Annotated in this window: 1 protein-coding gene; it reads left to right on the top strand. The window is 75.7% G+C overall.

Annotated elements, in window-relative coordinates; genetic code table 11:
• Positions 1-2,062: serine/threonine-protein kinase (locus HGCM_RS16150; protein WP_019137850.1), on the top strand; the 2,062-nt coding region annotated here is incomplete at its 5' end.
• Between the last annotated feature and the right edge of the window lie 138 nt (positions 2,063-2,200).

Genomic DNA, 2,200 nt, shown 5'->3' with positions numbered 1-2,200 from the left:
GGCCGCCCTGGGCTCGGCCCGCACGAAGGCCGTCGGCACGCGCCCGACGCGCCGCGTGGGGACCGGGTCGACGCGGCTGCGCGGCGCGCGGCTCGGCGCCGGCCTCACGACGGTCCCGCCGGCGCCCGTCGCGGACCCGCTGGGCGCCGTCATGTCCGACCCGCAGGTGCCGGAGGCGAAGCGGTTCTGCCCGCACTGCGGCGCCAAGGTCGGCCGCGGGCGCGACGGGCAGCCCGGCCGGACGAAGGGCTTCTGCCCGCAGTGCGGCACGCAGTTCGACTTCGACCCGCGCCTCGCGCCGGGGGACGTCGTGGGCGGCCAGTACGAGGTCGTCGGCTGCCTCGCGCACGGCGGCCTCGGGTGGATCTACCTCGCGCGCGACCAGAACGTCTCCGGGCGCTGGGTCGTGCTCAAGGGCCTGCTCAACGCCGGCGACCCCGACGCGTACGCCGCGGCGATCGCCGAGCGGCAGTTCCTCGCCGAGGTCGAGCACCCGCTCATCGTCGAGATCTACAACTTCGTCATGCACGACGGTGCCGGCTACACCGTCATGGAGTTCGTCGGCGGGCGCTCGCTCAAGCAGATCCTCACGGACCGCCGCGAGAAGAACGGCGGCGCCGTCGACCCGCTGCCCGTGGACCAGGCCCTCGCCTACGTCCTCGAGGTGCTGCCCGCGTTCCAGTACCTGCACGACGTCGGCCTGCTCTACTGCGACTTCAAGCCCGACAACGTCATCCAGCAGGGCGACGGCATCAAGCTCATCGACCTCGGCGGCGTGCGGCGGGTCGACGACCTGGACTCCGCGATCTTCGGCACGGTCGGCTACCAGGCGCCCGAGGTGCCCGAGGTGGGGCCGTCGGTCGCGTCGGACGTCTACACGATCGGGCGGACGCTCGCGACGCTCGTCCTGGACTTCCGCGGCAACACGACGACGTACGCGACGAGCCTGCCGCCGGTCGAGGAGACGCCGCTGTTCCAGCGGTACGACTCGTTCTACCGGCTGCTGGCCAAGGCGTGCGCGCTCGACCCGAGCGACCGGTTCGGCAGCGTCGACGAGATGCGTGCGCAGCTGCTCGGCGTCCTGCGCGAGGTCGTGGCCACCGACCGCGGGCCGGGGCACCCCGCGCTGCACTCCGCGGCGTCGGTGCTCTTCGAGGCACCGCTGTCCGACGTCGCGGAGCGGCCCCTGCTCTGGGACGAGCTGCCCGCGCTCAAGGTCGACCAGTCCGACCCGGCGGCCAGCTGGCTCGCGGGCGTCAACGTCGTGGACCCCGAGGCGCGCCTCGCCGCGCTGTACGACTCGCCCCAGGACACCGTCGAGGTGTGGCTCGCCCGGGCGACGGCCGCGATCGAGGCGGGCCGCGCCGACGTGGTGCAGGAGGTGCTCGCGCAGGTCCTCGACGACGACCCGTGGGAGTGGCGGGCGGCGTGGGTGGGCGGGCTCGCGCAGCTCGCGGGCGGCGACCTGCTGGCGGCACGCGCGTCGTTCAACGCGGTGTACGGGCAGGTGCCGGGGGAGCTCGCGCCCAAGCTGGCGCTCGCCACCACCTGCGAGCTGTCGGGCGAGCCCGAGATCGCGGAGTCGCTGTACGTGGTGTGCGCCCGCTCGGACGCGAACTACACCGCGCCCGCCGCGTTCGGCCTCGCCCGCATCCGGATGGCCTTCGACGACCTCGACGGCGCGCTGCGCGCGCTGGACCTCGTGGCGTCCACCCGCTCGAGCTACGGCGACGCGCGCACGCTGCGCGCGCAGCTGCTCGCCCGCTCCGGCCGGGGCCTGCCGGCGCTGGCCGACGCGCTCGCGAGCGTGCAGACCGTCGCCGTGGACCCGTCGGTCCGCACGGCGCTGCGGGTCGAGGTCTACGGCTCCGCGCTGGAGGCCGTGCTGCGCGACGGGCCGTCGCCGCAGACGCAGGTCGCCGGCGTCCCGGCCACCGAGGACGACCTGCGCACGGCGCTGGAGCAGGCGTTCCGCGAGCAGGCCGTCGCGGCCCCGACCGAGGTCGAGCGCGTGGCGCTCGTCGACCGTGCCAACGCGGTGCGTCCGTGGACGACCTGGTGAGCGCGGCCGAGCCCGCACCCCGGGCGGCCTGCCCCGCGTGCGGCGAGGCGGCCGAGCCGGGCGCGCGGTTCTGCGAGAGCTGCGGTGCGCCGCTCGGCGCCCCGGAGCCGGCCGCGCCGGCCCCGGCCGCGAAGGTCG

The sequence above is a fragment of the Cellulomonas massiliensis JC225 genome (genome assembly GCF_000312005.1).
Classification (GTDB): Bacteria; Actinomycetota; Actinomycetes; order Actinomycetales; family Cellulomonadaceae; genus Cellulomonas; species Cellulomonas massiliensis.
The sequence above is the reverse complement of the archived record's forward strand: the minus strand, read 5'-3'. Positions and strand labels throughout refer to the sequence as shown.